General features: G+C 71.3%; 20 protein-coding genes and 1 tRNA gene. 14 read left to right on the forward strand and 7 right to left on the reverse strand.

All coding sequences use genetic code 11. From position 1 onward, the window contains the following. Window positions 1-125 precede the first annotated feature (125 nt). The 3 genes from FF096_RS12140 to FF096_RS12150 form a co-directional block, all read right to left on the reverse strand. Window positions 126-704, reverse strand: a complete 579-nt coding sequence (locus tag FF096_RS12140; protein ID WP_155217389.1) for a hypothetical protein — start codon at window positions 702-704, stop codon at window positions 126-128. A gap of 166 nt (window positions 705-870) precedes the next feature. After that, window positions 871-1,077, reverse strand: coding sequence for a hypothetical protein (locus FF096_RS12145; RefSeq protein WP_230462569.1), 207 nt, complete (start codon window positions 1,075-1,077; stop codon window positions 871-873). A gap of 86 nt (window positions 1,078-1,163) precedes the next feature. Beyond that, complete coding sequence (locus tag FF096_RS12150) at window positions 1,164-3,668, reverse strand: DEAD/DEAH box helicase (RefSeq protein ID WP_155217393.1); 2,505 nt, start codon at window positions 3,666-3,668, stop codon at window positions 1,164-1,166. A 139-nt stretch (window positions 3,669-3,807) separates the two neighbouring features. Here FF096_RS12150 and FF096_RS12155 point away from each other — a divergent pair, with 139 nt between their 5' ends. The 6 genes from FF096_RS12155 to topA all read left to right on the forward strand — a co-directional run bounded on the left by FF096_RS12155 (window position 3,808) and on the right by topA (window position 11,811). Continuing rightward, window positions 3,808-4,149, forward strand: coding sequence for an STAS domain-containing protein (locus FF096_RS12155; protein ID WP_099847876.1), 342 nt, complete (start codon window positions 3,808-3,810; stop codon window positions 4,147-4,149). After that, on the forward strand, window positions 4,149-4,583 hold the full coding sequence (locus tag FF096_RS12160; protein WP_155217395.1) for an ATP-binding protein: 435 nt from the start codon (window positions 4,149-4,151) through the stop codon (window positions 4,581-4,583). The genes FF096_RS12155 and FF096_RS12160 overlap by 1 nt, the downstream gene beginning before the upstream one ends. A gap of 295 nt (window positions 4,584-4,878) precedes the next feature. Next, window positions 4,879-7,257 (forward strand): sodium-translocating pyrophosphatase, encoded by a 2,379-nt coding sequence (locus FF096_RS12165; RefSeq protein ID WP_155217397.1) that lies wholly within the window; start codon window positions 4,879-4,881, stop codon window positions 7,255-7,257. Window positions 7,258-7,376: 119 nt separating this feature from the next. Next, window positions 7,377-7,919: a hypothetical protein gene (locus FF096_RS12170; RefSeq protein ID WP_155217399.1), complete on the forward strand. Its 543-nt coding sequence runs from the start codon at window positions 7,377-7,379 to the stop codon at window positions 7,917-7,919. Further along, a complete protein-coding gene (locus FF096_RS12175) occupies window positions 7,910-8,674 on the forward strand; it encodes a hypothetical protein (protein ID WP_196222514.1) in 765 nt (254 codons plus the stop codon). The genes FF096_RS12170 and FF096_RS12175 overlap by 10 nt, the downstream gene beginning before the upstream one ends. A gap of 302 nt (window positions 8,675-8,976) precedes the next feature. After that, a complete protein-coding gene (gene topA, locus FF096_RS12180) occupies window positions 8,977-11,811 on the forward strand; it encodes a type I DNA topoisomerase (RefSeq protein WP_309223150.1) in 2,835 nt (944 codons plus the stop codon). 59 nt (window positions 11,812-11,870) lie between these two features. Here topA and FF096_RS12185 read toward each other — a convergent pair whose 3' ends face one another. Beyond that, the gene (locus FF096_RS12185; protein WP_155217403.1) at window positions 11,871-13,187 is read right to left on the reverse strand and encodes a D-arabinono-1,4-lactone oxidase; all 1,317 of its coding nucleotides are present in this window, start codon (window positions 13,185-13,187) and stop codon (window positions 11,871-11,873) included. A gap of 225 nt (window positions 13,188-13,412) precedes the next feature. Between FF096_RS12185 and FF096_RS12190 the strand changes: the two genes are divergently transcribed. Next, window positions 13,413-14,066, forward strand: a complete 654-nt coding sequence (locus tag FF096_RS12190; protein WP_155217698.1) for a TetR family transcriptional regulator — start codon at window positions 13,413-13,415, stop codon at window positions 14,064-14,066. A gap of 55 nt (window positions 14,067-14,121) precedes the next feature. On the opposite strand, the gene FF096_RS12195 is transcribed toward FF096_RS12190, so the two are convergent. Next, window positions 14,122-15,330, reverse strand: a complete 1,209-nt coding sequence (locus tag FF096_RS12195; protein ID WP_309223151.1) for an amino acid deaminase/aldolase — start codon at window positions 15,328-15,330, stop codon at window positions 14,122-14,124. A 398-nt stretch (window positions 15,331-15,728) separates the two neighbouring features. Here FF096_RS12195 and tmk point away from each other — a divergent pair, with 398 nt between their 5' ends. The 6 genes from tmk to FF096_RS12225 all read left to right on the forward strand — a co-directional run bounded on the left by tmk (window position 15,729) and on the right by FF096_RS12225 (window position 21,432). Then, a complete protein-coding gene (gene tmk / locus FF096_RS12200; protein WP_309223190.1) occupies window positions 15,729-17,816 on the forward strand; it encodes a dTMP kinase in 2,088 nt (695 codons plus the stop codon). Next, window positions 17,816-19,030: a DNA polymerase III subunit delta' gene (locus FF096_RS12205; RefSeq protein WP_155217405.1), complete on the forward strand. Its 1,215-nt coding sequence runs from the start codon at window positions 17,816-17,818 to the stop codon at window positions 19,028-19,030. The genes tmk and FF096_RS12205 overlap by 1 nt, the downstream gene beginning before the upstream one ends. A gap of 153 nt (window positions 19,031-19,183) precedes the next feature. After that, window positions 19,184-19,513: a YbaB/EbfC family nucleoid-associated protein gene (locus FF096_RS12210; protein WP_155217407.1), complete on the forward strand. Its 330-nt coding sequence runs from the start codon at window positions 19,184-19,186 to the stop codon at window positions 19,511-19,513. A 1-nt stretch (window position 19,514) separates the two neighbouring features. Further along, window positions 19,515-19,820, forward strand: a complete 306-nt coding sequence (locus FF096_RS12215; protein ID WP_155217409.1) for a hypothetical protein — start codon at window positions 19,515-19,517, stop codon at window positions 19,818-19,820. After that, window positions 19,820-20,518, forward strand: coding sequence for a hypothetical protein (locus FF096_RS12220; protein ID WP_230462524.1), 699 nt, complete (start codon window positions 19,820-19,822; stop codon window positions 20,516-20,518). Before FF096_RS12215 ends, FF096_RS12220 begins: the two co-directional genes overlap by 1 nt. A 65-nt stretch (window positions 20,519-20,583) precedes the next feature. Beyond that, the gene (locus FF096_RS12225; RefSeq protein WP_155217411.1) at window positions 20,584-21,432 is read left to right on the forward strand and encodes a regulatory iron-sulfur-containing complex subunit RicT; all 849 of its coding nucleotides are present in this window, start codon (window positions 20,584-20,586) and stop codon (window positions 21,430-21,432) included. Between the two features lie 61 nt (window positions 21,433-21,493). Here FF096_RS12225 and FF096_RS12230 read toward each other — a convergent pair whose 3' ends face one another. After that, window positions 21,494-23,281, reverse strand: coding sequence for a metallophosphoesterase (locus FF096_RS12230; protein ID WP_155217413.1), 1,788 nt, complete (start codon window positions 23,279-23,281; stop codon window positions 21,494-21,496). Between the two features lie 128 nt (window positions 23,282-23,409). On the opposite strand from FF096_RS12230, the gene FF096_RS12235 reads away from it, so the two are divergent. Beyond that, window positions 23,410-23,483, forward strand: a tRNA-Thr gene (locus tag FF096_RS12235). A gap of 291 nt (window positions 23,484-23,774) precedes the next feature. Here the strand turns inward: FF096_RS12235 and FF096_RS12240 are convergent. Further along, window positions 23,775-24,401: an NADPH-dependent FMN reductase gene (locus tag FF096_RS12240; RefSeq protein WP_155217415.1), complete on the reverse strand. Its 627-nt coding sequence runs from the start codon at window positions 24,399-24,401 to the stop codon at window positions 23,775-23,777. Between the last annotated feature and the right edge of the window lie 101 nt (window positions 24,402-24,502).

Raw genomic sequence — 24,502 nt, forward strand, 5'->3', positions numbered from 1 at the left:
CGGCCCGGCAGCCCAACGGATCGACCGACCGACCGGCGGGCCGCTTGGAAATGGTGGGTCCGGCTCGCTCGGGCCTGTGTCGAGCGAGCCGGACCGGGGGAGTGCGTCAGGTGGTGGGTTCGGCGTCAGCGGCCCTGGAGGGCGTCGAGAGCGACGGCCATGGCGATCACCATGCGGCGGTCGATCTGCGGGTTCTGGATCTCGACGACGTACCGGTCCCGCAGGCCCCACTTCTTGATCACCGAGAAGACGGGCTGGCCGTCCGCGACGAAGTCGAAGTGGTACGGCAACCAGGACAGCGAGTCGACGAACCGGCGCAGCAACGCCACCGGCATGCTGCGCTCCTGGCCGGTGACGTTGGGCAGGCCGGGCTGCTCGACGTGCCAGGTCGAGCGGAGCAGGGACTGCGCGAAGTCCTTCCGGAACAGGCCGATCGGGTTGCCCGCGTGATCGGTGACGTCGTAGGTGGCACCCAGGTCGAGGCGCTGACGGGCCTTGAAGCCGAGCAGCGGCTGCTGCTTGGAATCGTCGGCGTAGATCGTCACCTGTTCCTTGAACGCGAGCCGCTTCTGCTGGGCGAACGCCAACAGCTCGCCCTCGGAGCCGTCCGGGGCGACACTGTGCACCTCGTACTGGTTGACCATGAAGCGCACCCGCTGGCGGATGTGGAACCGCTGCTGCGCCTGCAAGCTATCGAGCTGCATGAGAACTCCTCAAATGTGGTGCGCCGGAGTGTCGCACAGCCGGACAACGGCCGCGCCCGGGGACCGCCAGCAAGCCAGGCAGAGAAGCCGGCAAGCCGGGCAGACATGCCGGCAAGCCGGCAAGCCAGCAAATCGGCAAGTCAGCGAGTTGGCGCAAGGCCTCGGGTCAGCGGACGCCCTCGACGGCCGCCCGGTGCGTCATGGTGGTCAACAGCTGCTGGATGGTACGCAGGCGTTCGTTGATCTGCTCCAACCGCTCGGCCTGAGCGAGGGTGGCGAGCGCGGTTCCCAATGCGATCAGTTGGTTGGTGTCGAGCTTCTCTTGGTCAATGGTGTAGAGCAGGTCGACGGTCTCGGCGATGGTGTCGGCCACGGCCTCTCCTCCATCCTGGCAAGGGAACGGCAAGGACGGCGCTCGATGGAAGCGCTCCCACCATCATTGCCCGGCCGACCCGGTTTTCATACCCGGGCGACCTCCGGCAGGTTGTCGAGTACCACGTCAAGCACCCGGATAGCGTCCGGTTTGGACAGTGGATTGTTGCCGTTGCCGCATTTGGGTGACTGCACGCAGGACGGGCATCCGGACTCGCAGCCGCACTCGGCGATCGCGTCCCGGGTGGCTCGCAGCCAGGATGCCGCCATGCCGTACGCCCGCTCGGCGAAGCCCGCACCCCCCGGATGCCCGTCGTAGACGAAGACGGTCGGGGCCTCGGTGTCCGGGTGCACCGCCGTGGAGAGGCCGCCGATGTCCCACCGGTCGCAGGTGGCGACCAGGGGCAGTAGCCCGATCGCGGCGTGTTCGGCGGCGTGCAGTGCCCCCGGCACGTCGGCTGGATCGACCCCGGCGACGAGCAGCGACTCGGGAGAGAGGGTGAACCAGACCGCGACCGTCCGCAACTCGCGCGCCGGCAGGTCCAGTGGGCGGGTGTCGATCACCTCGCCGGTGGCGATCCGCCGCCGTTGGTAGGAGACAACCTGGCTGGTCACATCCACCTCGCCGAGGAAGAGCCCGACCGGTCCGGCGTCCACGTAGGAGCGGACGGAGACCACCGACAGTGAGGTGACGTCGCGGGCGTGGGTGGACCAGTCCGGCTCCTCGGGGTGCACCAGCGCGCACCCGTCGTCGAGGTCGAGCGAGTCGACCACGTACGACACGCCCTGATGGAGGTAGACCGCGCCGGGGTGGAGCAGGAAATGGGCGGAACCACCGTCGACCGTGCCGAGCAGCCGGCCGGTCGCCGCCTCCACCACGCAGACCGGAGTGCCGCCCTCGCCGCGCAGATCGACCTCGGGTCGCTCCCGGTGCCGCCAGTACCAACCGGTCGGCCGTTGCCGCAGCGCGCCCGCCTCGACCAGTTCCCGCACGGCCTGTTTCGCACCGTCGCCGAAGAGTTCCAGGTCGGCTGGGGTCAGTGGCGCCTCGGCCGCCGCGCAGGCCAGTTGCGGGCCGAGCACGTATGCGTTGGCCGGGTCGAGCACGGTGGCCTCCACCGGTGCCCCGAAGACCGCCTCCGGATGGTGCACCAGGTAGGTGTCCAGCGGATCGTCCCGGGCCACCAGCACCGCGAGGGCCTCCTGGCCGGAGCGCCCGGCCCGGCCCGCCTGCTGCCACAGCGAGGCCCGGGTGCCCGGGTAGCCGCAGATCACCACCGCGTCCAGCCCGATCAGGTCGACGCCCAACTCCAGGGCGTTGGTCGAGGCCAGCCCCAGCAGGTCGCCGTGCAGCAGCGCCCGCTCCAGTTCCCGGCGCTCCTCGCGCAGGTAGCCACCCCGGTACGCGGCCACCCGGTCGCCGAGCCCGGGGACCGCCTCGTCGAGGCTGCGTCGGGCACTGGTCGCCACCACCTCGGCACCCCGTCGGGACCGGACGAAGGCGAGCGTGCGTACCCCGGCGGCGACGGTGTCGGCGAGCAGGTCGGCGGTCTCCCGCAGCGCCGACCGGCGGACCTGGGTGAGGTCGGACCCGGTGGGCGACTCCTGGCGAGGTGCCGGCATGGGTGGCGTGTCCCCGGCGGCCCGGTGGCCGCCCTGCTCCGGCAACACCACAGCGGCGGCGGAAGGGCTCGGCGACCCGGCAGCGGCGGCGGAGGGCTCCGGGGGGAGCAGCGGTGGCTCCCAGAGGGCGAAGGTGACTCCCGCGCGCGGCGAGGTGTCCTCGGTGATGGCGGTCACCGGTAGGCCGGTCAACCGGCCGGCCGCCGCGGCCGGGTCGCCCGACGTCGCCGACGCCAGCACGAACGTCGGCCCGCCGGTGCGGCCGTAGCGGGCACACTGCCGACGGAGCCGGCGCAGCACGTGGGCGACGTGCGAGCCGAACACGCCCCGGTAGACGTGGCACTCGTCGATCACCACGAACGCCAGTCGGCGCAGGAAGCCGGACCACTGGGCGTGCCCGGGCAGGATGCCGTGGTGCAGCATGTCGGGGTTGGTCAGCACGAACCGGGAGTGCCGCCGGATCCACTCCCGCTCGGCGCGCGGGGTGTCACCGTCGTAGCAGGCCGGGCGTACGCCCTCGATCTCCAGCGCGGCGACGGCGCGCAACTGGTCGGCGGCGAGCGCCTTGGTCGGTGCCAGGTAGAGCACCGTGGCGCGGGGGTCGGCCAGCAGCGTGGCCAGGGCCGGCAGCTGGTACGCCAGGGACTTGCCGGAGGCGGTGCCGGTGGCCACCACGACATGCCGCCGGTCGTACGCCAGGCTGGCCGCCTCGGCCTGGTGCCGCCACGGCGCTGTCACCCCGCGCCGGGCGTACGCCGCGCGTAGGTCCTCCGGAGTCCAGGACGGCCACGGTGCCGTGGTCCCGGCCCGGGGCGGCACCCGCTCGACGTGGGTGACCGGGTCGGCGGGATGCCGCTGGCGTAGCCGGCGCAGCAGGTCCCCCGGTGACGCGACCGGCGGGCCGGCCGGACCGGCATCCGTGGTGCGCTCGGGGTCGCTGCCGGCGGATACGGTGGCTGCCGAGGTCACGTACTGCACTCTCGCACTGGTGTTCGGAAATCGGAAATCGGCGGGCCGGGTACGGATGGACTGCGTCGTGAGTCGTCGGCCGAGCCCTGGGGTAGTGGTTAGATGCCAAAAGAGTTTACGGCTGCCTGAGGGAGGACGGATGGAGCTGTCACTGGCGACCCGCACCGTGGGTGAGCACACGGTGCTCGAGGTCGGCGGTGAGGTGGACGTGTACACCGCCCCCCGGCTACGCGAACGGCTCCTGGAACTGATCGACGCCGGAGCCCGGCACGTGGTGGTGGACCTTGGTCGGGTGGACTTCCTCGACTCCACCGGGCTGGGTGTGCTGGTCGGCGCGCTCAAGCGGCTGCGGACCGCCGACGGCACGTTCGCCTTGGTCTGCGACAAGGAGCCACTGCTCAAGATCTTCCGGATCACCGCGTTGGACCAGGTGTTTCCGCTGTATCCAACGGTCGAAGCGGCGACCGGCGCCGGCCAGTGATGGCCACGGTCCGGCTCTCCTTCTCGCCCGCGCCGGTGCACGTTCGTACCGCCCGCCTGGTCGGTGTCGCGGTGGCCCGGCGCGCGGGGGTTCGGGAGGATCTGCTCGACGAGGTCCGACTCGCCATCGGCGAGGCGTGCACCCGGGCGGTCGCCCTGCACCGCCAGTACGGCGTCGCCGATCCGGTGCTGGTGGAGATGTCCGACTCGGGCGCGTACTCGGTGCGGGTGGTGGACCGGGCGCCGATCGAGGCGAGCATCGGTCTGGCCGCGCTCGACGCCGACCAGTTGGCCAACGAGGCGCTGAACGAGGACGACCTGACCACCGGCGTCGGCTTCGCCCTGCTCGCCGGATTCGTCGAGGACCTTCAGGTCCGCCCGGTCGACGAGGGCATCGGTACCGAAGTGCGGATGGTCTGGCCGGTCGGCCGCTGAACCCGACACAGGCCGGCCGCCGCGCCGAGCCAACGATCGGTCGCTATATCAGATTTCGGTTCATAACACAGCGACAAAGATCATCCAGACCTGCCGCCACCTCGGTGTGACCTCGAACACTGCGGACGGCTAGAGTACGCGGGTTGTCAGCAAGTGATCCACCCGGCCGCCAGCGCAAATGGGCGTGGAGTCGCTGGTTCGCCGGGTGGATCGGCGCGCGCTTGCGAGTTCGCATCCAGGCGCCGGGCGGTGCGTCTCCACCGGCCGGCGCGTTGTTCGGCACAGGAGGACACAGATGTCCGACACCTTGGCCGCCGAGGGCGGCGGGATCTCCCTCACCGGAGCCAATGTCACGTACGTCGTCATCGCCGCGGTGATCGCGCTGGTCGCGCTCGCCTTCGCCGCCGCGTTGACGAAGACGGTGCTGGCTGCCGGTAAGGGCACCACCAACATGCAGGAGATCTCCGGGGCCGTGCAGGAGGGCGCCTCGGCCTACCTGTTCCGGCAGTTCCGGACCCTGGCGATCTTCGTGGTGATCGCCGTGGTTCTGCTGTTCCTGCTGCCGGTGCACAACACCGACGGCAGTGAAGTCGCGGTGAAGATCGGTCGTTCGCTCTTCTTCGTGGTCGGTGCTCTGTTCAGCGCCTTCATCGGCGGCGCGGGCATGTGGCTGGCGACCCGGGCCAACCTGCGGGTGGCCGCCGCCGCCCGGGAGCGTGAAGGTGGCCGGGAGTCGGCCATGAAGATCGCCTTCCGGACCGGTGGCGTCGTCGGCTTCCTCACCGTCGGCCTGGGCCTCTTCGGTGCCGCGCTGGTCGTGCTGATCTTCCGGGGCGACGCGCCGACGGTGCTGGAGGGCTTCGGCTTCGGCGCCGCCCTGCTGGCCATGTTCATGCGGGTCGGTGGCGGCATCTTCACCAAGGCCGCCGACGTCGGGGCCGACCTGGTCGGCAAGGTGGAGCAGGGCATCCCCGAGGACGACCCCCGCAACGCCGCCACCATCGCCGACAACGTGGGTGACAACGTCGGTGACTGCGCCGGCATGGCCGCCGACCTCTTCGAGTCGTACGCGGTCACCCTGGTCGCCGCGCTGATCCTGGGTCGGGCCGCGTTCGGCTCCGACGGCCTGGTGCTGCCGCTGATCATCTCCACGATCGGTGTGCTGGTCGCCATCATCGGTGTCTTCATCACCCGGCTGCGCACCTCCGACCGCAACGGTCTGACCGCGATCAACCGGGCCTTCTACCTCTCCGCGCTGATCTCGGCGGTGCTGGTCGCGGTGGCCACCTTCGCCTACCTTCAGCCGTCCTGGGCGGCGCAGCTCGGCGACGACTGGCGGGAGACCCTCAACGTCAACGGCGGCGACCCGCTCTTCGGCCCGCGTGGCGTGGTCATCGGCGCGGTCGTCATCGGCATCGTGCTGGCCGCCGCCATCCAGGCGCTCACCGGCTACTTCACCGAGACCGACCGGCGTCCGGTGCAGGACATCGGCAAGAGCTCCCAGACCGGCCCGGCGACCGTCATCCTCGCCGGCATCAGCGTCGGCCTGGAGTCGGCGGTCTACTCGGCGCTGCTCATCGCCGCCGGTGTCTTCGGCGCCTTCCTGCTGGGCGGCGGCTCCATCACCCTCTCGCTGTTCGCCGTGGCGCTGGCCGGTACCGGTCTGCTCACCACCGTCGGCGTGATCGTCGCGATGGACACCTTCGGCCCGATCTCCGACAACGCCCAGGGCGTGGCCGAGATGTCCGGCGACATCGACGAGCACGGTGCTCGTACGCTCACCGAGTTGGACGCCGTCGGTAACACCACCAAGGCGATCACCAAGGGCATCGCGATCGCCACGGCGGTGCTGGCCGCGACCGCGCTGTTCGGCTCCTACACCGACACGCTGCGCACCGCGTACGCGGACGCGGGTGTCGGCGACGTGAACGACATGATCCTCAACGCGTTGAACGTGTCGAACCCGCAGAACCTGGTCGGCCTGATCATCGGCGCGGCGGTGGTGTTCCTCTTCTCCGGCCTGGCCATCAACGCGGTCTCCCGCTCGGCGGGCGCCGTGGTGATGGAGGTTCGTCGGCAGTTCCGTGAGCTGCCCGGGATCATGGACCGCACGCAGCGTCCGGAGTACGGCAAGGTCGTCGACATCTGCACCCGGGACGCGCAGCGCGAGCTGCTCACCCCCGGTCTGCTGGCCATCATGGCGCCGATCGCGGTCGGCTTCGGTCTCGGACCGGGCGCGCTGGCGTCGTACCTGGCCGGTGCGATCGGTGCCGGCACGCTGATGGCGGTCTTCCTGGCCAACTCCGGTGGCGCCTGGGACAACAGCAAGAAGATGGTCGAGGACGGCGCGTACGGCGGCAAGAACTCCGAGGCGCACGCCGCGACCGTCATCGGTGACACCGTCGGTGACCCGTTCAAGGACACCGCCGGCCCGGCGATCAACCCGCTGATCAAGGTGATGAACCTGGTGGCGCTGCTGATCGCACCGGCCGTGGTGGCGTGGAGCGTGGGCGACGACCGCAACGTCGGCCTGCGGGTCACCATCGCGGTCGTGGCGACGCTGATCGTCGTCGCGGCGGTGGTGTTCAGCAAGCGCAAGAGCATCGCGATGGGCGACGACGCGGGCAGCGGTTCCGGCAGCGGGGATCCGCGTCCGGAGGAGATCAAGGCCTGACGCGTACCACCTCACCGGTCCCCGGTCGGCGACGTCTGCCGACCGGGGACCGGTCGCTTGTGTGGGCCCGGTACCGACGACCGGTGCCGACCGGCAGCAGAAGCCGTACGCTGCAACGCATGCGTACGTGCCGGGCGGCAGCCGCCGGAAAGTTCACGGTGGTCCTGGCCACGCTGTTGCTGCTGACCGCGTGCGGCTCCAGCGGTCCCAGTCCACGGGCCTGGGCCGCCTCGGTCTGCTCGGCGCTCACCCCCTGGCGCGCCGAGATCAGCAAATTGACCAGTAGCACCGACCAGCAGATGACCGCGCAGACCACGCCGGCACAGGCCAAGGAGAACCTGGTGCGACTCTTCGGCGGCGCGGAGCAGGCCAGCGAGACCGCCCGACGCAAGGTGGAGCAGGCCGGGGTGCCCGAGGTCGAGCACGGCGAGGAGGTCTCCGCCGGATTCAGCGCCTCGCTCGCGTCGATGCGGGACGCCTACGGCCGGGCCCGGAGCACCATCGACGGTCTGGGTACCGGAGAGGCCAGCACCTTCTACGAAGGCGTCCAGGACGCGGTGGAGGTCCTCCAACGGGAGTACGACGCGAGCGCGTTGGACACCAGCCGGCTGGACTCGGAGGAGCTGAAGCGTGCCTTCGACGAGGTACCCGAATGCCGTTGAGCGGTTCCGGTGAGACACCGGCGGCGCAACCGCTGCCGGTGTCTTTCCCGCCGCCCGTCGAGACGCCGTCGGGGTCGCGCCGCCGCCGGATGCCCGGCCGCCGATCCGCCCCGGTGAGCCTGCCGCCCGACGACCACCGGGACGACCCGCCGCCACCGCCCGACGCGACCGGCACCGAACGGCAACTGGTCTTCTTCGGCGCGGAGACCGGGGAACCGTCGGTAGCCGATCTCGCCGGGCTGCTCGCCGGCCCGGGTGAGGTGCACCGGATGGGCGGCACGGCCCGGTTGTCGGTGCGGGTGGCGGCGGCGTGGCGGGTCCACGTGCTCATCGGTGAGCTGGCCCAGCGGGGTGTCCGGAGCACCTGGGCACCCACCGAGGACGACGGTTACCTGGTGCGGACCGCGTACACCCGGTCGTTGGTGCCGCTCGCGGCGGCCTGGCTGCGCGGCCCGACGCAGCAGCCCCCGCCGGGATTCCAGCTCGACGGTCGGCGGCTGCGCCTCTGGCTCGCTGCGGCCGGTGTGGCCGATCCGCCCGATTTCCTGCTCCAGCTCGGCGGCAGCGATCCACAGCGGTGGGCGGTGGTCGGTGCCGCCCTGGCCGCGGCCGGGCTGACCGGTGAGCTGACCGAGGCGGGACCGGGTGGTCCCGCGTACCGGATCGCGGGCCGTCGCTGGACGCGGCGGCTGGCCGAACTGGTCGGCGAGCGCCCGCCGACGAGCCCGCCCACGGCCTGGCCGAGCCGGATCTGACCGCAGGCGGGGCTGTCCGATCGGAGACAGCCGGATGTCGGGGAACACCGGGAGAATCGGCCGGGTTTGACCTCCACCGAGGGGCTGCCATGGTCACAGCGGCCCGCTCGACACCCTACCCAGGGTGTACGGTGACGCCGTCCGGCGTGACCACAGATCGTCCCGGGCGGATCGCCGCCCGCGAAACTAGAAACACGGACGGCGCGTTACGTTGGACATCTGGACCGCCGGGAACCGGTGGGTCGAGTGCGCCCCAAGCCGGCCAGGCGCGGCCATTGAGTGGGAATGAGGTCGAAACAGACGTGCCGAGTAACGCTGGAACCACCCGTCTGGTCATCGTCGAGTCTCCGGCGAAGGCCAAGACGATCTCGGGCTACCTCGGCCCGGGGTACGTTGTGGAAGCCAGCTTCGGGCACGTGCGTGACCTGCCCCGCAACGCCGCCGACGTGCCCGCGAAGTACAAGGGCGAACCGTGGGCCCGACTCGGCGTCGACGTGGACAACGGCTTCCACGCCCTCTATGTCGTCTCCCCCGACCGCAAGCAGCAGATCAACAAGCTGACCAAGCTGGCCAAGGAGGTCGACGAGATCTTCCTGGCCACGGATGAGGACCGCGAGGGCGAGGCGATCGCCTGGCACCTGGTGGAGACGCTCAAGCCCAAGGTGCCGGTCCGGCGGATGGTCTTCCACGAGATCACCAAGCCGGCCATCCAGGCGGCGGTGGCCAACCCACGGGAGATCGACCGGGATCTGGTGGATGCCCAGGAGGCCCGGCGCATCCTCGACCGGCTGTACGGCTACGAGGTCTCCCCGGTGCTGTGGAAGAAGGTCATGCCGAAACTCTCGGCGGGCCGGGTGCAGTCCGTGGCCACCCGGATCGTGGTCGAGCGGGAGCGGCAGCGGATGGCCTTCCGCACCGCCGAGTACTGGGACATCCTGGCCACCCTCGCGGTGACCAACCCGGGCGAGGGGCCACGCAGCTTCAACGCCACCCTGGTGGCGCTCAACGGTGACCGGATCGCCACCGGCAAGGACTTCGAGCCGACCACCGGTCGGGTCAAGCCCGGCGCCGGTGTGGTCCACCTCGACGAGGGCGGGGCCCGAGGGCTCGCCGCCCGGTTGGCGGGGCGGCCGTTCACCGTCACCCGGGTCGAGGAGAAGCCCTACCGACGCCGCCCGTACGCCCCCTTCATCACCTCCACCCTCCAGCAGGAGGCGGCCCGGAAGCTGCGGTTCTCGTCGCAGCAGACGATGCGTACCGCGCAGCGGCTCTACGAGAACGGCTACATCACCTATATGCGTACCGACTCGGTGAACCTGTCGGAGACCGCCATCGCGGCGGCCCGTCGGCAGATCGTCGAGCTGTACGGCGAGCGCAGCGTGCCGCCGGAGCCGCGCCGCTACACCGGCAAGGTGAAGAACGCGCAGGAGGCGCACGAGGCGATCCGCCCGGCCGGGGACAACTTCCGCACCCCCGGTGACGTGGCCAAGGAGCTGTCGGCCGAGGAGTTCAAGCTCTACGAGCTGATCTGGCGGCGCACCATCGCCTCGCAGATGACCGACGCGGTCGGCTCCAGCGTCTCGGTCCGCATCCGGGCGACCACCTCCGGTGGCGAGGAGGCGGACTTCGGCGCCACCGGCAAGACCATCACCGACCCGGGCTTCCTGCGGGCGTACGTCGAGTCCAGCGACGACGAGAACGCCGAGGCCGAGGATGCCGAACGTCGGCTGCCGAACCTGGTCAAGGACCAGCCGCTGACCGCCGAGGAACTGGCCGCGCAGGGGCACCACACCCAGCCGCCGGCCCGCTACACGGAGGCGTCGCTGGTCAAGGCCCTGGAGGAGTTGGGCATCGGCCGTCCCTCGACGTACGCGTCGATCATGCAGACGATCCAGGACCGGGGGTACGTCTTCAAGCGCGGTCAGGCGATGATCCCGTCGTTCCTGGCCTTCGCGGTGATCGGGCTGATGGAACGGCACTACCCGCGCCTGATCGACTACGACTTCACCGCGAGCATGGAGAACGAGCTGGACGAGATCGCCGGTGGCGACCACGCCGCCGTCGACTTCCTCACCGCGTTCTACTTCGGCACCACCAACGGTGCCGGTGACCAGGACATCGCCCGTTCCGGCGGGCTGAAGAAGCTGGTCACCGAGAACCTCAGCGACATCGACGCGCGCAGCGTCAACTCCATCCCGCTGTTCACCGACGACGAGGGGCGTGAGGTGGTGGTGCGGGTCGGCCGCTACGGGCCGTACCTGCAGCGCCGGGTGCCGGGTGAGGAGCAGGCACCCGCGGCGGAGGGCGAGGAGGGCGCCAGCCCGGGTGACCGGGCACCGATCCCGGAAGGGTTGGCGCCGGACGAGCTGACCCCGGAGAAGGTGCACGAGCTGTTCCTCGGCGGCGGGGGCGAACGCAAGCTGGGTGACGACCCGTCGACCGGGGAGCCGATCGTGCTCAAATCCGGCCGGTTCGGGCCGTACGTGGCCAGTGGGGAGCGCAAGTCGTCGCTGCTGCGTTCGCAGTCGCCGGATTCGCTCACCCTCGACGAGGCGCTCAAGCTGCTCAGCCTGCCCCGGTTGATCGGGGTCGACCCGAACGGCGCGGAGGTCTACGCCAACAACGGCCGCTACGGCCCGTACGTCAAGCGTGGTGACGAGTTCCGCTCGCTGGACTCGGAAGAGAAGATGTTCACCATCACGCTGGACGAGGCGTTGGCGCTGCTGGCCGCGCCGAAGACCCGCCAGCGTCGGGCGGCTGCTCCGCCGCTGCGGGAGATGGGTGTCGACCCGCTGACCGAGAAGCCGCTGGTCATCAAGGACGGCCGGTTCGGCCCGTACGTCACCGACGGGGAGACCAACGCCTCGTTGCGGCGCGGGCAGACGCCCGAGGCGTTGAGCATTGAGGAAGCCTCCGAGATGCTCGCCGAGAAGCGGGCGAAGGGCCCGGCCCCGAAGAAGAAGGCCGCCGCCAAGAAGGCCCCGGCCAAGAAGGCCACCAAGGCCACCAAGGCTACCGCCGCGAAGGCCGCTAAGTCCACCGCCACCAAGGCGACCAAGTCCACGGCCGCGAAGGCGACGAAGGCGACCGCCGCCAAGGCCGCCAAGGCGACCAAGGCCACCCGCACCGCCGACTGACGTCGCCGAAGCCCGAAACCGCCCCAGGAGGGGCGTTCTCGGGCCGGGACGTTCTCGGGTCAGCCGAGGACGGCGGTGAGGTGCGGGCTGGTGAAGATGCGGTGGGGGTCGAGGCGGGCGCGGACGGCCTGGAAATCAGCCCAGCGCGGATAGGCGGGGGCGAGCGAGGCGGCGTCACGCCAGTGCAGCTTGCCCCAGTGCGGTCGGCCACCCAGCCCGGTCGCCACCTCCTCGAAGGCCCGGAAGTACGGCTCGTAGGGCATGCCGACGTACTGGTGCAGGGCGACGTATGCCGAGTCGCGGCCGTGGGAGTGGGACAGCCAGATCGGGTCACCGGCGGCGAAGCGCACCTCGACCGGGAAGAGCACCTTGAACGGCAGCCCGTCGATGATCCGACGCACCGCGTCCAGCGCTTCGGGCAGGGCCTCGCGGGGCAGCGCGTACTCCATCTCCAGGAAGCGGACCCGGCGCGGGGTGCAGAAGACCGCGTCGGAGCGACCGGTGTAGCGCCGTTCGGTGAGCGCCCGCGCGGAGATCGCGCTGATGCCGGGTGCCAGGCCCGGCGCGGCACGACCGAGCCGACAGGCCCCGGCGAAGACGGTGTTGGCCAGGAAGTCGTCGTCCAGCCAGCTGCGCCAGCGGGACAGTGGGCGGTCGTCGACCGCTACTCGGTCGTTCGTCTTGAGCTGCACGCGGCTGGTGTAGGGGAACCAGAAGAACTCCAGGTGGTCGTGGGCGGCGACCAGGTCGGGCAGTTGCGCGAGCACGGCGTCCAGCGATGCCGGGCGTTCGTGCGCCAGTAGGACGAAGGCGTCCACACAGCGCAGGGTCACCTCGACCAGGACGCCGAGCGCGCCGAGGGAGACGCGGGCGGCGTCGAACACCTCCGGATGCTCCTCGGCGGAGCAGCGCAGCACCTCGCCGGTGCCGGTGACCAGGGTCAGCGCCTCGACGAAGGTGGCCAGACCGCCGTAGGCCGCGCCGGTGCCGTGGGTACCGGTGGAGATGGCCCCGGCCACGGTCTGCGCGTCGATGTCACCGAGGTTGGGCAGGGCCAGCCGGTGTTGGGCGAGTAGCGCGTTCACCCCCCGTAACGTCATCGCGGCCGGTACGGTGACGAGGCGTCGATCGACGTCTACGCGTACGTCGATGGCGAGTCGGGTCAGGTCCATCCGCTGTCCGTCGCTGACCGCGACGGGTGTGAAGGAGTGACCACTGCCGACCGGGCGGATCCGCGCACCGGTCTCGGTGGCCCGGCGGATCTGTGCGACGGCCTCGTCGACCGAGGACGGCCGGAGCACGGCGGTGGCTACGCCGCGTTGGTTGCCCGCCCAGTTGGACCAGGCGGCGGTCTCGGTGGCGGTGCTCTCGACCATGGTCCGACTCCCTGGAGATGAATGTGAACCGAATTCATATCAGGAACGTTGTCCCTGGTAAACACCGCAATCGAGGTCCGCTCGTTGTACCGGTAGTCACGGACTCGTGACGTGCAGATATGTTCATCCGTCGAGAGGGGGTGGCGAGTGTCCACTTCAGCCGCCACGACCGGGCCACTGCGCCGAGTACCAGTGCAGGGTCGTAGTGTCGCGCGGGTCCAGCGGATGCTGGACGCCTGCGCCGAACTCGTCGACGAGGTGGGGTACGAGGGGCTGACCACCACCCTGCTCGCCGAGCGGGCCGAGGTGGCGATCGGGTCGGTCTACCAGTTCTTTCCGGACAAGCGGGCGATCGTGCAGGCGCTCACGCTGCGCACGATGGAGTCCTATCTCCAGCGGCTCGACGAACGCTTCGCCTCGGACGACCTGACCCACTGGTGGGACGGAGTCGACGCGGGGATCGATGAATACATCACGATGCACCGCACCGTTCCCGGGTTCCGTACCCTGCACTTCGGCGACGTGGTCGACCTGCATCTGCTCGATGAGCAGCGGGACAACAACGGGGTGATCGCCGACCAGCTGGCCCGGGTGCTCACCGAGCGGTTCGGGCTGGCCGACGTGCCGGACCTGCGATTCCACCTGGAGATCGCGGTGGAGGCGGCCGACGCCCTGATCAAGCTGGCCTTCCGGCGGAAGCCGGACGGCGACGACCGGGTGCTGACCGAGGCGAAGGCGCTCATCCGGGAGTACCTGCACCGGCAGGTCAACGCGAGGGGGGACGCCGGCCGTCGGCCGGTGGTGCAGCCCGCGAAGCCGGCCGACGACAAAATCGTCGCCGACGCCGAGCCGGCGCAGCCGGAGGCCCAGCCGGCCTGACCGGGCACTTTAGATCGGTAGGACCGACCCCGACGGGTGTCGGGCGGCCGTTCGGTCAGAGGAAGGCTCGGCCCTCGCCCCGGTAGGTCGGCACGGTGGCCACCACCTCGTCGCCCTCCACCAGGTGCAGCTCGTTCACCCGTTCACACAGCTCGCCCGACTTCGCGTGCCGGAACCAGACGCGGTCACCGATGCGCAGGTGGGCAGCGGGCGAGCCGGTAAGCGGGGTCTGCACCTCGCCGGCACCTTCGACGTCGAGCAGGCTGAGCCCGGCGGGCAGCCACGGCCGGGGCAGTCGGCTGCGGTCGGCCGAGCCGGAGGCGATCCAGCCGCCACCGAGCACGGTGGCCAGGTCGGGTGTCGGGCGTCGGACCACCCCGCAGGCGAAGAAGGCCGCCGGGGTGGGCCGCCAGGCGCGGTACGCGTCGAACAGCGTCGGACCGTACAGGCCCGATCCCGCGGTGATCTCGGTCACCGCGGGATCGGCACCGGTCGCGGCCACGCTGCCGGTGCCGCCGCCGTTGACGAACTCCAGGTCGGCGTGCTCGCGTACGGCGGCCACCGCCGCGCTCCGGCGGGTCAGCAACTCGCGGTAGGAACCGCGCTGGGCCAGCCGGATCGCCCCGCCGAGCACCGCCCGCCCAGGCGGCGCGTCACCCAAACCGGCGATCTGCGCTTCGTACGACATCAGCCCGACCAGCCGGAAGCCCGGTCGGCGGGCGATCGTGGCGGCCAGTCGCCCGGCCTCCCGGGCGCTGTGCACGGGTGAACGGCGTACGCCGACGTGCACCCGCCCGCCGAGTAGCCGCCACGAGGCGTCCAGATCGAGGCAGATTCGCAGCTCGGACCGGCGTCCGGAAGGCGACACCGTGTCGCAGAAGTCCAGTTGATCGGTGTCGTCGACCATCAGGGTGATCGCGGTGGCGAGCGCCGGATCGGCCCCCAGGTCGGCAAGCGCGCCTCGGTCGACCGTGGGGTAGGCCACCAGCACGTCGGTGGTGATCCCACTGCGGACCAGCCAGATCGCCTCGGGCAGGGTGAATGCCATCACCCCGTGCCAGCCCGGCCGGGCCAGCGCGCGGGTGATCAGGTCGCGGCTGCGCACCGACTTACTGGCGACCCGCAACGGCTTGCCGCCGGCCCGGTCGACGAGCGCGGCGGCATTGGTGTCGAAGGCGTCGAGGTCGACCACCGCGTACGGCGGATCGAGGTGCGCGGTTGCCCGGTCCAGCCGGTGGCGCAGATTCTCGCTGTGGGTGGCCACGTGTGCACGCTAACTGTGAAACGGTTAATGCGAAATACCCTCGCGTCTGTGTCGCCTGGGCTCGGGCTGGCCTCGGCCGCCTAGGCTCGGCGAACAGGCGGTGTAGGACGGAAGGACGTCCCTACCGGGTCTAGAGTGTTCCACCGGGGGTGCCCAGCGATGGGCCGGCACGTGGAGGTACGGCCATCGAAAGCGAGTTCAACGGCGAGTCGCCCGGCGTGTCGCCGTCCGCCCACCAGCCTGCCGGCACAGCTGCGGCCGGACAGCCCGCCGCCGGACGCGACGCGACCGGCCAGCCCGAGGGCGCCCGCAAGCAGCCCGGCACGCAGGGTCCACCAGGTGGCTCCGGCGGGCAACCCGACCTAAGCGGATACGGTGCGATCCGCTCGGTCCTGCGTATCCGCCCGTTCCGCCGGCTCTGGATCGTGCTCGGCGCGGCCTCCTTCGGCGACTGGCTCGGCCTGCTCGCCACCAGCGTCTTCGCCGCCGCCCAGGTGGAGGGGAGCACCGCCAAGGGCGCGGCCTTCGGTGGCGTGATCGCCATCCGACTGCTCCCGGCCCTGCTGCTCGGCCCGGTCGCCGGAGTCCTCGCCGACCGGTTCGACCGGCGCTGGACGATGGTCATCTGCGATGTGCTGCGGTTCGTGCTGTTCGCCTCGATCCCGCTGTACGCGTTGACCGGGGCCAGCGGCGCGCGGGTGGTCAGCTGGGCGGCCATCGCCACCTTCCTGATCGAGACGGTCACCCTGCTCTGGATCCCGGCCAAGGAAGCGGCCGTACCGAACCTCATCCCACGGGCGCGCCTGGAGACGGCCAACCAGCTCACCCTGATCACCACGTACGGCCTGACCCCGGTCTTCGCCGCGATCGTGCTCTCCTCGCTCGACGGCATCATCCGGGGCGCCACCGGCGGCGAGATGCCGGACTGGGCCCAGCCGGCCCAACTCGCGCTCTGGTTCAACGCCTTCTCCCGGCTCGCCACCGCCGTCGTGGTGGCCTTCGGCATCAAGGAGATCAGCCAGGGGCAGACCGACGAACGGGAACGCACCGAGCAGAGCATGATGCGCCAGTTCACCGAGGGCTGGCGGTTCATCGGACAGACTCCGCTGGTGCGCGGACTGGTCCTCGGCATCCTCGGCGCCTTCGCCGGAGGCGGCATCGTCATCGGCACCGCCCGGTTCTTCGCCGACTCGCTCGGCGCCGGTGACGCCGCCTTCTACCTGCTGTTCGGCGCGATCTTCATCGGTCTGGCGATCGGCATCGGGCTCGGCCCGATGATCGTGCGGGACATGTCCCGACGTCGTTGGTTCGGCATGAGCATCGTGCTGGCCAGCGCCTCGGTGATGACGCTGGCCTTCGCCATCCACCTGTCCATGGCGCTGGTCGGTGCGGTCTTCGTCGGCGCGGGGGCCGGGATGGCCTTCCTCTCCGGCACCACCCTGCTCGGCGGCGAGGTCGCCGACGAGGTACGCGGCCGGGTCTTCGCCGTGGTGCAGATCGGCACCCGGCTCGTGCTGATCCTGGCGATCGCGCTCGGCAGCCTGCTGGCCGGTGTCGGTGGCTCCCGCACGCTCAACATCGCCGACCTGGGCATCTCCATCTCCTCCACGCGTCTGCTGCTGCTCGCCGCCGGTGCGGCCGGGATCTTCGCCGGGATCAGCGCCTTCGGGCAGATGGACGACAAGAAGGGCGTCCCGGTCCTGGCCGACCTGTGGGGGTCGATCCGGGGCCGTCCGCTGATGCCGGCCGAGCCGTTCGTCTCGGCCGGACTCTTCGTGGTCTTCGAGGGTGGCGAGGGTGCCGGCAAGTCGACCCAGCTCCGCGAACTGGCCGAGCGGCTGAAGAGCCAGGGGCGCGACGTGGTGGTCACCCGGGAGCCGGGCGCCACCGGCGTCGGTGCCCGGATCCGGTCGCTGGTGCTGGACACCACGCCGGACGAGGCACCGTCCCCGCGCGCCGAGGCGCTGCTCTACGCCGCCGACCGGGCGCATCACGTGGCCACCGTGGTCAGGCCCGCCCTGACCCGGGGCGCGGTGGTGGTCAGCGACCGGTACGTCGACTCGTCCCTGGCGTACCAGGGTGCCGGTCGGACACTTCCGGTCGACGAGGTGTCCTGGCTCTCGTCCTGGGCCACCGGCGGGCTCAAGCCCGACCTGGTGGTGCTGCTGGACGTCGATCCGCGTACCGGGCTGTCCCGGGTCGCCGCCCGCGCGGCGAGCGCCGACCGTCTGGAGGGCGAGTCGGTCGCCTTCCACGAGCGGGTCCGCTACGCCTTCCTCGACCTCGCCGCCGCCGATCCGAAGCGTTACCTGGTGCTGGACGCCGCCCGCCCGGTCGAGGAGATCGCCGAGCGGGTCGCCCGCCGGGTCGACGAGCTGCTCGGCAGCCCCGACGGGATCGACCACCCGGGTCCGGCACAGGGGCCGGACACCTCGGTGCAGCCTGAGTTATCCCCGTCGGAGCTGGTGACGACGGAGCGGACCTGATGCCGGACGCCTTTGCCGACCTGGTCGGGCAGGACGAGGCGGTGGAGACGTTGCGCCGGGCCGCCGCCGCTGCGGCGGCCATGCTGCGTACCGCCGGTGAGGCCGAGGTGCCCGCAGGTGTCGACCCGGGCGGGGGGATGACCCACGCCTGGATCTTCACCGGCCCGCCCGGCTCGGGCCGATCGGTCGCGGCACGGGCCTTCGCCGCCGCCCTCCAGTGCGTACACGGCACCGGGTGCGGCGAGTGTCCCGGCTGCCACACCACCCTCGCCGGAACCCATGCCGATGTCCGTTTGGTGGTGCCCGAGGGGCTCTCCATCGGGGTGAACGAGATGCGGGCGCTGGTGCTTCGCGCGGCCAGTACCCCGTCCGGCGGGCGCTGGCAGGTCGTCATCGTCACCGACGCCGACCGGTTGACCGAGGCGGCCAGCAACGCGCTGCTCAAAGCGGTGGAGGAGCCGCCGCCGCGGACCGTCTTCCTGCTCTGCGCGCCGTCCACCCACCCGGACGACATCTCGGTCACCATCCGGTCGCGGTGTCGGGTGGTGCCGCTGCGTCAGCCGGCCGCCGAGGCGGTGGCCGAGGTGCTCGTCCGTCGGGACGGGATCGCCCCCGACGTGGCCCGCTGGACGGCCGCCGCCACGCAGGGCCATGTGGGGCGGGCCCGACGGTTGGCCCGCGACCCGCAGGCGCGGGCCCGCCGGGAGGCGGTGCTCGCGGTGCCGCGTCGGCTCACCGGGGTGGGTGCCGCCTTCGACGCGGCGTCCGCGCTGATCGAGGCCGCCGAGGCGGAGGCCGAGGCGTCGGTCGCGGAGGTTGACGCCGCGGAGCGCGCCGCGCTGGAGACGGCGCTCGGTGCCGGTGGGACCGGCCGGGGCGCGGCCGGTGCCGCCCGGGGGGTCGCCGGGCAGCTGAAGGACCTGGAACGACGCCAGAAGTCGCGGGCGACCCGGGCGCAGCGGGACGCGCTGGATCGGGCACTGGTGGACCTCGCCGCCTTCTACCGGGACGCGTTGGCCATCGCGCTGGGTGCGCCGGTGTCGCCGGTGCACGCCGATACCGCCGAGGTGGCCGAGGCCGGTGCCCGTAGCTGGCAGGCGGAGGGGGCGCTGCGCCGACTGGAGGCGGTGCTGGCCTGTCGCGCCGCGATCGAGTCCAACGTCAAGCCCCGGATAGCCGTCGAGGCGATGATGCTCGCCCTCTGGAAGGGCTGACCCGCCACCAACCGGCAGCACCGGCGCTCCCGGCGACCGTAGCCGGACCGTTGCCCAGAGCCATCGACAGGCGCAATTCGCGTGCGGTACGGTCCGGTGTGCCGCGGTGACCGTGGCGGCACGCACAGTGATGAATCCGGGAGGAGTCCGGCGATGCCGCGGGGTGAGATCGACGAGGCGTGGATTGAGGAGGCGGTCCGGCGCTACCGCCGTATCGAGTCTCTCCAGGCCGAGTTCGACCAGGCCGTGGCGACGGTCGAGGTCACCGTCCGGTCACCGGACGGTCTGGTCGAGGTGGTGGTCACCGCAGGTGGCCGGATCACCGACGTGCGGTTCCTCGGCCCGCTGCACACCCGGGCCCCGCGAGACGTGGCCGCATCCGTCCGGGCCGCGGTGGCCGCCGCCGCCGACGCCGCGGAGTGGGCGAAGGAGAAGCTGCACAACGAGACATTCACCGCGTACCGACCGCTGACGGGGGCCTGAGATGGACAGCCTTCGCGCCCTGGCCAGCCGCCTCGACGAGGCGAGCGCCACGCTGACCGCGCTCTCCCGATCGGTCACCGCCAGCGACCCGGCGCAGGTGGCGTTCGGCGCCGACGCACCGGGCCGTCCGGGCGAGGTGGGTCGGGCACTGCACCGGCAGTGGGTGGCCGCGACCGGTGACCGGGCCCGGGAGGCGCACACCGCCGCCGTCCAGGTGGCGTCGGTGGCCGCCGCGCTGCGCCAAGCGGCGGACCGCTACGCCGACACCGACTCCGCCGTGTCCCGCCGGCTCGTCGGTGAGGCGTGATGGATCCTCTCGACCGGCTCGCCGAGCCCGGCCTCGACCTGCTCGGGCGGGTCGACACGCTGCTCGCGGCAGGTGCTCCGGAGGGGCACCGGGTGTGGCCCCTGCTGCGCCGGATGCAGGTGCTGCCCGGTGACGCGCTGCGCGGCTTCCTCGACCTACGGCCGGGGCCGTTGGCCACCGCCGGGCACGCGGTGCGCCGGCACGTGCACGGCTACGACCACGCCTGCGCCGCGTTGACCGATCCGGTGCTCTGGTCCGGTTCGGCCGCCATGGCGTACGGCCAGTCCCGGGCGGCGCTCTCCCGCCACCTGGACGAAGGCCCCGAGAGCCTGGTCGGGCGGTTGGAGGCCACCGCCGGCTACGCCGACGCGCTCGCCGACTGGGTGGAGGGCAGCCGGCTCGCCGTCGCGCGGGCACTGGCCGAGGTGATCGGGTCGGCCGAGGCGGTCACCGTCCTTGCCGCCACCTCGGTACGCCAGCCGCCGGACGCCGGGCCGTCCAGGGCGGGCGCGAACGCCGCCGCCGAGATCGGCGCCCGGGTGCTGGCGGTGCTCTGCGTCGCGTACGACGGAGCGGAGACCCTGTTGCGGCAGTGGTCACCGAGTCTGGCCGAGTCCCCGTGGCGACCGGGTGGTGGACGCTTCCGCCCGGACACCGGTGGCCCGGCGGGTGGCCGGACGACCCGCGTCGGTTGGTGAGGTCCGCCCACAGGCGCGGGCGGAGTACGGGCGGCGATCCGGCACGCGCGACGTAGGGTGAGGGAATGGGCATGCTCTGCGCGGTCAGCTTCCAGCGGTACGGGCGCCTCTACTATCTCGACCCCGGCGACCTCCGGCCGCAGGTGGGCGACAAGGTGCTGGTGCCCACCGACGACGGCCCCGAGGTGGCGGAGTGCGTGTGGGCGGCGCAGTGGGTCACCGAGGAGACCGATGGCTTTCCCCGGCTGGCCGGGCTGGCGCAGGAGGAGGACCTGCGCCGCGACGAGGCGCTGCGGCGACGCAAGGCCGAGGCGAAGGTCGCGGCCAAACGACTGATCCGCGAGCACGGCCTGCCGATGAAGGTGGTGGCGGTCGACCACGTGCTCGGCAACGGTGAGGGTGGTGGTGAGCGCAGCACCATCTACTTCACCGCCCCGCACCGGGTGGACTTCCGTTCCCTGGTCCGTGACCTGGGCGCGACCCTGCACTGCCGGGTCGAGTTGCGGCAGCTGTCGGCCCGCGACTCCGCGCGGGTGCAGGGCGGCATCGGCTCCTGCGGGCGCGATCTGTGCTGCGCCACCTTCCTGACCGACTTCGAGCCGGTCACCATCCGGATGGCCAAGGACCAGGATCTACCGCTCAACCCGCTGCGGATCTCCGGCGCGTGCGGTCGGCTGATGTGCTGCCTGAAGTACGAACATCCGCTGTACGCCAAGTTCACCGAGTCCGCCCCGGCGATCGGCACCCGCGTCACCACCCCCGAGGGGGAGGGCCGCGTGGTCGGCCACAGCGTCCCGAGAGACGCGGTGACAGTCCGCCTGGACGCCGACGGCTCCCGCTGCTCCTGTTCCCGTGCCTCCGTCTGCGCCCCCCGCCAGGCGCACGACCAGCACTACACCCCCAAATCGAGCTGATCAAAAAGTCTGTGCCCTCGAACTGTTCGAGGGCACAGACTTCTTGATCACGGCGGCGTGGTCAGGTGACGGTGATGGGAGGTTCGGCCAGGCGGGGGACCAGCGGGGTGGCGGGGACCAGCCAGGAGGACTCGGGCGACTGGTCGGAATTGACCCGCCAGTCGCGGGAGACCCGGTCGACGACGACCGGATAGAGGGTCAGTGTCCCGTCGGGATCGATACGCATCCGGACGAACCCCTTGGCGTCCTCGATGCCCTGCCCGGCGAACAGCTCGTTGACGTTGACCCCGAAAGCGCTCGCGACCAGCAGGTACCCGGCCACCAACTGGCTGGCCACCAGCCCGATCACCGGCAGGTAGAGCACTGCCGCCGCCACCGCCGGCAGCGGCCAGGACCAGCCGTGGAACGGCAGAGTGAGCCAAACCCAGGTGCCGAGAGCGGCCAGCCCGACGTGCGCCAACCCGTGCCCGATGCCGAGGATCCAGTGCCGGGCCTGCCGCTTGCCGCCGGAACTGGGCGGCTTCGCGAACATCGCCGCCGCGAGCACCGTCACCAGCACCATCGCCACCAACGGCACGCTGAACAGCCGCTGCTCGGAGGCTTCCGACCGGAAGTCGGTCACCCCGGCCATGGAGAGCATCAACAGGGTTTGCAGGACGCCCAGCAACGCGGAGAAACCCGGGTTGCGGCGCGGCAACCAGGCGAAGACCCCCCAGCCATACCGGCGGGAGCGGGCGGCGTCGGGGTAGCGTCCGGCCAACTCGTACTCCCGGGACGGGCTGGACCGCCGCGCCAGGGTGTCGCGCGGCGGCACCTCGATGCGCTCGGGCAACTTGTGCGTCGGGTACAGGTAGGCGCCGCCGCACCCGCTGGTCACCAGTTGCCGCCCGTCCGGTCCGGTGTACCGCGCATAGTGGTGCAGATCGCCGGAGATCAGCAGCCGGACCTGGGCGCCGGTGGGCGCGACGATGGTCCGCACGAAGTAGTCGATCGAGTCGTACGCGTTGGGCTGGTCGACGGCCTTCACCCAGGCCGGAGCCGGCACCGCCAGGATCACCCGGCTCTGCGGTCCGAGCCGCTTCGCCACCGCGTCGAAGTAGGTCAGCTGCGGGTCGTCGACGTACGAGCCGGACTGGTCGTCGAGCCCGAGCAACCACCAGTCGGCCGGCAGCTCGGCGGCGAAGTACGACCGGGACTGGCCGGTACGCCAGCCGCCGAAGTGCCGGTCCCGGGTACGCACGAACAGGCGCAGGAACGCGGTCAGCCCGTCGTACCAGTCGTGGTTGCCGGGCACCGCGAAGATCGTCGGCTGCTCGGGTGGGGTGGCCGGCAGCGCCGCCTGGTACGGCCCTTTGCACCGGTCCTCGTACGCCGCGTACTCCGCCGACGGGTACACCTGGTCGCCGCCCATCACCAGGGTCTGCGCCCGGGGCAGCCGGTGCCCGTCGACCGTGATCTCCCGCTGGGCGAGCAGGTACGCGACGGAATAGGTGGCGTTGAAACCGTCACCGAGGTCGGCCACGTAGTCGAGCCAGAGCCCGCCGTCCGGCCCCACCTGCCGGGAGATCTCCGCGTCCAGCGCCTTCTGCAACTCCCGCTTGTCCAGGTACGCCCCGAACAACATCGCCAGCAGCGTACGCAGGCCGGTGCTGATCAGCAGGAACGGCGCGAGCCACGGCACCGGCTTGCGGGGCGTGAAGCCCAACTCCAGCGGATCGGTACTGCGGGGCCGCCGGGCCGCCCGACCTCCGGCGGCCTCCTCGGCGTACGGGCCCAGCGGTTGCGCCCGGCCACGCGCCGGTGACCCGACATCGACCGGTTCGTCGCGAGAGGTGTGATCGTCGGTCATTCGCCGCAGCGTAGTGCTGCCCGCATGAGCCGACGACCCCGGAAACGACCCGAGCGTCCCGGTCCGTTCGTGTCGGGGCAATCCCGCTCGGCCACGCAGCGGCGCGTGTCGTACACTTGACCACCGTTGCCGCCTTAGCTCAGTCGGCTAGAGCGACGCACTCGTAATGCGTAGGTCGACGGTTCGATTCCGTCAGGCGGCTCGGCACGAAGCCCAGGTCACCGACCTGGGCTTCGCCATTTTCCGAGATCAACGACACCGTCGCCGGAAGTGCCAGTCCGCATCCCGCGCGCTGGCCCGTCGCGCATCGATCATGCCCGACGCCGAGCAGGTAACCGCTGGTCACCCACTGCACCGCAGGCAGGCTCGAGTCGAGGCCGGCGACGATCGCGGGTACCGCCACCAGGGTGACGGTGGTGACCACCAGCCCGCCGATGCCGAGCACCAGGCCGATGACACGTGCGCGATTGTCCATGGAGCGTCCCGGTCACGCTCAGCGCTGGAACGGGCGGTCGCGGCGGGCGGTGTGCAGCGTCGACGCCCACCAGGCCAGTTCGCGCAACGCCCCGTCAAAGGCCTCTCCCGTGCCCGGCGGCGGGGTGAACCCGTCGTCGCCGATGTCGTTCCACGGGGCACGCAAGCCGACGGCACGCCGGGTGGTCACCACATGCAGCTCGGCGAAGACGCCGCGCAAATGCTCGGTGGCCAGCAGGCCGCCGTGCACCCCGTACGAGAGCACGGTGGCCGCCTTGAACATCCACTCGCCGTAGTGCCAATCGATCGCCCGCTTCAAGCCGGCCGGGTAGCTGTGGTTGTACTCGGGGGTGACGATGACGTACCCGTCGGCGCGCTCGATGCGGTCGGCGATCGCTGAGCGGGGACCGCCGCCCGGCACCAGGTGTTCGTCGTCGGGCAGTTCACACTCGGCCAGGTCGATCAGGTCGACGTCGGCGATGCCGGACGCCCTGCCGGCCGCCCACTCTGCGAGTACCCGGCTCAGCCGTTCCTTACGGACGCTGGCGGCGATGACGGTTAGCCGTAGCGGCGGCTGTTCCAACTGGTCGGCCGCCGACGACGCGGTTTCGGGCGAAGGGCTGTACTGGGACGTCAGATCGGTCATGCCGGCCATGCTCGGCCTTAAACATATGTTTAAGTCAAGTCGCTAGGTGGGCCACCAAAGAAAGGTCTTGTGCCCCTGCCGCATGGCTGCCACTTCCCCTG

It is taken from the genome of Micromonospora sp. CP22, from assembly GCF_009712475.1.
In the GTDB taxonomy this organism is placed as follows: Bacteria; Actinomycetota; Actinomycetes; order Mycobacteriales; family Micromonosporaceae; genus Micromonospora.

Excerpts from the sequence above, each read along its gene's own strand:
- FF096_RS12160 (WP_155217395.1), top strand. The coding sequence starts at position 4,149 with ATGGCCACGGTCCGGCTCTCCTTCTCGCCCGCGCCGGTGCACGTTCGT.
- FF096_RS12220 (WP_230462524.1), top strand. The coding sequence starts at position 19,820 with ATGGATCCTCTCGACCGGCTCGCCGAGCCCGGCCTCGACCTGCTCGGG.
- FF096_RS12190 (WP_155217698.1), top strand. The coding sequence starts at position 13,413 with ATGCTGGACGCCTGCGCCGAACTCGTCGACGAGGTGGGGTACGAGGGG.
- FF096_RS12225 (WP_155217411.1), top strand. The coding sequence starts at position 20,584 with ATGGGCATGCTCTGCGCGGTCAGCTTCCAGCGGTACGGGCGCCTCTAC.
- FF096_RS12185 (WP_155217403.1), bottom strand. The coding sequence starts at position 13,187 with ATGGTCGAGAGCACCGCCACCGAGACCGCCGCCTGGTCCAACTGGGCG.
- FF096_RS12165 (WP_155217397.1), top strand. The coding sequence starts at position 4,879 with ATGTCCGACACCTTGGCCGCCGAGGGCGGCGGGATCTCCCTCACCGGA.
- FF096_RS12205 (WP_155217405.1), top strand. The coding sequence starts at position 17,816 with ATGCCGGACGCCTTTGCCGACCTGGTCGGGCAGGACGAGGCGGTGGAG.
- FF096_RS12215 (WP_155217409.1), top strand. The coding sequence starts at position 19,515 with ATGGACAGCCTTCGCGCCCTGGCCAGCCGCCTCGACGAGGCGAGCGCC.
- FF096_RS12155 (WP_099847876.1), top strand. The coding sequence starts at position 3,808 with ATGGAGCTGTCACTGGCGACCCGCACCGTGGGTGAGCACACGGTGCTC.
- FF096_RS12170 (WP_155217399.1), top strand. The coding sequence starts at position 7,377 with ATGCGTACGTGCCGGGCGGCAGCCGCCGGAAAGTTCACGGTGGTCCTG.
- FF096_RS12175 (WP_196222514.1), top strand. The coding sequence starts at position 7,910 with ATGCCGTTGAGCGGTTCCGGTGAGACACCGGCGGCGCAACCGCTGCCG.
- FF096_RS12230 (WP_155217413.1), bottom strand. The coding sequence starts at position 23,281 with ATGACCGACGATCACACCTCTCGCGACGAACCGGTCGATGTCGGGTCA.
- FF096_RS12240 (WP_155217415.1), bottom strand. The coding sequence starts at position 24,401 with ATGACCGATCTGACGTCCCAGTACAGCCCTTCGCCCGAAACCGCGTCG.
- FF096_RS12210 (WP_155217407.1), top strand. The coding sequence starts at position 19,184 with ATGCCGCGGGGTGAGATCGACGAGGCGTGGATTGAGGAGGCGGTCCGG.
- FF096_RS12140 (WP_155217389.1), bottom strand. The coding sequence starts at position 704 with ATGCAGCTCGATAGCTTGCAGGCGCAGCAGCGGTTCCACATCCGCCAG.